Here is a 3,730-nt window from a genome sequence, read left to right as displayed (position 1 = left end):
CTGCCCGACGGCTCGTACAGCTTGCTGATCAGCAACGGGGTAGAGACGACGAGCCACGCCCTGACGATTGCCACGGCCCAGCCTTCGGAAAGCACCCGCCGGATCGCCATGAACTAAGCGGGCGGTTTGATTACGTACTCATCAACTTACCCAGGCGGTGTCAGTGAAAGCTGGCACCGCTTTTTTTGATGGGTGCGGCCAAACGAAAGGCATTTTCTACTTCCTGAAAATCCGATAAAGCCAGTATAAAGTATGATTAGTGCGCTTAATTAACTTCATCAATTCAATAGACATACATGGTTATTGGGTCGACTCAAATGCATCAGCGCTGCTACCCGCTTTTGGTATTGGTCGTTGCCGCTCTGCTGAGTAGCTGCACCAGCCCCGAACCGGTTGTTCCCGGCGCGTCTACCCCGCATCGGTACGTACTTACGAACATCCGGTATTTTCTGGACAAGGGCGATTATATCGATACGACAACGGTACAGCTTACGGGCGCAAGTGTGCAGAATCCGGGACCCAGCCTGATTACCCAACTGTTATGACTCGATTGGGGTTGATTTTGTTGCTCCTGCTACCCGTATTCGCCCGGGCACAGCGTATTGCCATAGCGGCCGAGGTTGGCGGGTTTGGCTACAGACAGTACGGTAGCAGTCAGCTACAACGGTATAAGCTGACCGTCTTGAAACCGGTAGATCCTACGGGTTTTTCGATCGGAACAAATGCCCGGATTTCAACGGCTGGCGCTTTCTTCGGGCAGGCCGGTTTACGGTTCTCAAACCAGCCTATAGGCGTTCAGTTTACGGATACACGTCCTGATTTGCCTGCTCCCGACGAAGCGGTGCCGGGGGTCGGGCTGGCGCTTCGTCAGCTAGAGCTGCCGGTCTACGCCGGGTTTCGGGTAGGCGACAGGTCGGCTCTGCACCTGGACGTTTTTGGTGGGCTTACGCCTTCGTTGAATTGGTATGGTTCGCGGAATCAAAACGTTGCTGATCCGTACCGCAGGGCTGTTTTCGAAAGTTTGAACCGGTTTTCGCTGGCCTATGCGGTCGGGATGGCCATACGGCTCGATCGCTGGAGTCTGACAACGACATGGGAGAAAACCATGACTTCTCTCAACCGGGCTATAGCTGATCAGAACCAATCGTTTCGGTTTAACACGGGGTATGAAGGCGTGCGCGTTATGATTGGCTACCAGTTCAATCAGCGAAGGGTGGGTAAGTAGCTGATAGTAAGTTGGTATTGGTGGGGTTAAGTGAGCCGCCGGAGTAAGGCTGAGACGGGTATTGAACCGGCAATTCGGCTGTGATTTTCGGTCATTTCCCAAAAGTGGCAGGGATTGACCCATTTGTGACAGAGCGGGGGCGGGATGGTGCCGACCTTTGATTCATCAAAACGGACACAAATCACCAACCCGCATAAACACCACTAGTCATGAAAACGCTCATCGCTTCCCTCGCCCTTGCCCTGTCTCTCACCGTTGCCAGCGTGGCTCCTGCCAGCGCCAACCCCATCACCCGCCCTACCCGTCCTGCCAGCGTGGCCAGCTACCAGAGCGGGGTCTACACCACGGCCGAAGGCAAAGTGCAGATCGGTCTGGACAAGCAGCCGGGAGGCAAAGTCAGTATCCGGCTGGTCAACAGCCAGGGTCAGGAGGTCTACCAGGAGCAGGTGGGCAAGCGCCAGCAGCAGGTGCGTCGTCGGCTGGACGTAAGCAGTCTGCCCGACGGCTCGTACAGCTTGCTGATCAGCAACGGGGTAGAGACGACGAGCCACGCCCTGACGATTGCCACGGCCCAGCCCGCCGAAACCACCCGCCGGATCGCCATGAACTAACCAGATGAACCCAGCCGGCCCGGCGGGTAACCGATCTTAGTTTATCCCTTACCTTCCTCTCCCTTAACCAGACAGCCCATCTGCACCGTGCAGATGGGCTGTTGCTGTGTAGACCGTATGGCTAATCCCGGTTTACCCGCAGCTAAAGGCTACTTTTCCTGATGGGCTCGCGCCGGATCAAGTCAGGCCTAGGCGGTATTGGCAGGTAACATATATATAGAAAAGGCCTGTTCTCTATATATATTGCGTTCAACATACATAGAAAAGGCCTGTTTCTTATACACTTGTATCGAGTACTCTTTGTTGACACCGCTTCTATGTCATTTATTTTAACGCCCTTACCGCCCCCCGTTGATTTAGAAAGCCGCACTGTTTTACGCAAAGCAGCAGCCGCCCACCGATATTTGGCCGAGTTGAAAGGCGTAGCGGCCACTATTCCGAATGAGTCGATCCTCATCAACACCCTGGCGCTACAGGAAGCCAAGGGCTCATCGGCCGTTGAAAATATAATAACCACGCATGATGACCTGTTTAGAGCTGAACTTTTGACAGATACGTTTATAGCCCGGCAACGAAAGAAGTACAACGATACGCCAATGCGCTAAAAAAGGGGTTTGAGTTAGTGCGTCAGCAAAAGCTCCTCACATTGCGGCATATTCTGGCTATTCAGCAGGAACTAGAGCAGAATAGCGCCGGGTTTCGGCGAGTGCCCGGCACAACACTCCGCAACGGCCAAACCGGTGAGGTCGTGTATATACCCCCGCAGGAGGCCGATCGGGTAGTAAGCCTGATGGTCAACCTGGAGCAGTTCATCAATGACGACACCTTACTTGATGTTGACCCATTGGTGAAAATGGCCATTGTACACTACCAGTTCGAAAGCATCCACCCGTTCTACGACGGCAATGGACGTACCGGCCGGATCATCAATATGCTGTATCTGGTGCAGAAAGACCTGCTTCATCTGCCGATTCTTTACATGAGCCGCTACATTATTCAGCACAAGAGCGGCTATTACGAACGCTTACAAGCCGTGCGCGACCAACAGGATTGGGAAGGGTGGCTTTTGTATATGCTGGATGGTGTAGAACAAACGGCTCGTCAGACCATTGTGCTGGTGCAGGCCATCCGGGACCTGATGCAGCAGTACAAGCACACGCTGCGGCTCCAGTTACCCAAGCTATACAGTCAGGACTTGCTCAATAATCTGTTTCGCCATCCCTACACCAAGATCGATTTTCTGGTTGACGATCTGCGGGTAACGCGTCTGACGGCTACCCGCTACCTGGACTTGCTGACAGAGCAGGGCTTTGTACATAAACAGAAAATCGGGCGTAGCAATTACTACATCAATCAGCCCTTAGTGAAATTATTTGTGGAGGTGGGCACAAACATACCTGCTACGCCAGCCCCTATCATTCGGACAACCTCTTGACCGTAATCACCACTCCATAACAACCAACACACCTATACACCTCACATACGGTTAATACCGACCTGCCGGCATTGACCGGCCGGGCGATATTCCTCCCGTTCGTCGAGCGGGAATAGCGCTGATGTATCTGCTAAATCAGCCAGTAGCATCGCCTGGCTATACTATAAGCCAGGCTCCTGACTCAGCGCGGACAGCTCCCCCTATAGGGGGCTGGGGGGTGAAACGGTTTTTCGTACCAAGACATATCTTCATTGCGGTAAGCCTCTTGCTTTTTACAACTGTTTTCTGAATCAGATTAGGCTAACTATCGGGCAGGGATGTGTCTCCTCCAGATAAGAGGAGGGTGAGCGAATCGACTCGAAGTAGGGCTATTGGGGTGGTTTTCTCAAAAGTGGCAGGGATTGACCCATTTGTGACAGGGCGGGGGCGGGTGGGTGCCGACCTTTGATTCATCAAAAC

General features: G+C 53.4%; 5 protein-coding genes. All 5 read left to right on the top strand.

What is annotated here, in order from left to right; all coding sequences use genetic code 11:
• Positions 1-347: 347 nt before the first annotated feature.
• The 5 genes from B1C80_RS28000 (at position 348) to B1C80_RS27985 (ending at position 3,271) form a co-directional block, all read left to right on the top strand.
• Positions 348-545: a hypothetical protein gene (locus B1C80_RS28000; protein WP_236648961.1), complete on the top strand. Its 198-nt coding sequence runs from the start codon at positions 348-350 to the stop codon at positions 543-545.
• Entirely contained in the window at positions 542-1,225 is a 684-nt protein-coding gene (locus B1C80_RS27995; RefSeq protein WP_139361769.1) for an outer membrane beta-barrel protein, read from the top strand. The genes B1C80_RS28000 and B1C80_RS27995 overlap by 4 nt, the downstream gene beginning before the upstream one ends.
• A gap of 209 nt (positions 1,226-1,434) precedes the next feature.
• On the top strand, positions 1,435-1,836 hold the full coding sequence (locus B1C80_RS27990) for a T9SS type A sorting domain-containing protein (protein ID WP_077924516.1): 402 nt from the start codon (positions 1,435-1,437) through the stop codon (positions 1,834-1,836).
• 284 nt (positions 1,837-2,120) lie between these two features.
• The gene (locus tag B1C80_RS28845) at positions 2,121-2,441 is read left to right on the top strand and encodes a Fic/DOC family N-terminal domain-containing protein (RefSeq protein ID WP_236648960.1); all 321 of its coding nucleotides are present in this window, start codon (positions 2,121-2,123) and stop codon (positions 2,439-2,441) included.
• A 17-nt stretch (positions 2,442-2,458) separates the two neighbouring features.
• Positions 2,459-3,271, top strand: a complete 813-nt coding sequence (locus tag B1C80_RS27985) for a Fic family protein (RefSeq protein ID WP_236648959.1) — start codon at positions 2,459-2,461, stop codon at positions 3,269-3,271.
• Positions 3,272-3,730: the final 459 nt, after the last annotated feature.

Origin of the sequence: Spirosoma sp. 209 (assembly GCF_002006735.1) — a bacterium.
Taxonomy (GTDB): Bacteria; Bacteroidota; Bacteroidia; order Cytophagales; family Spirosomataceae; genus Spirosoma; species Spirosoma sordidisoli.
Note: the sequence above shows the minus strand (reverse complement) of the source record. Positions and strands in the feature narration are given on the sequence as shown.

Coding starts and splice junctions, on each gene's coding strand:
- B1C80_RS27990 (WP_077924516.1), top strand. CDS start 1,435: ATGAAAACGCTCATCGCTTCCCTCGCCCTTGCCCTGTCTCTCACCGTT.
- B1C80_RS27995 (WP_139361769.1), top strand. CDS start 542: ATGACTCGATTGGGGTTGATTTTGTTGCTCCTGCTACCCGTATTCGCC.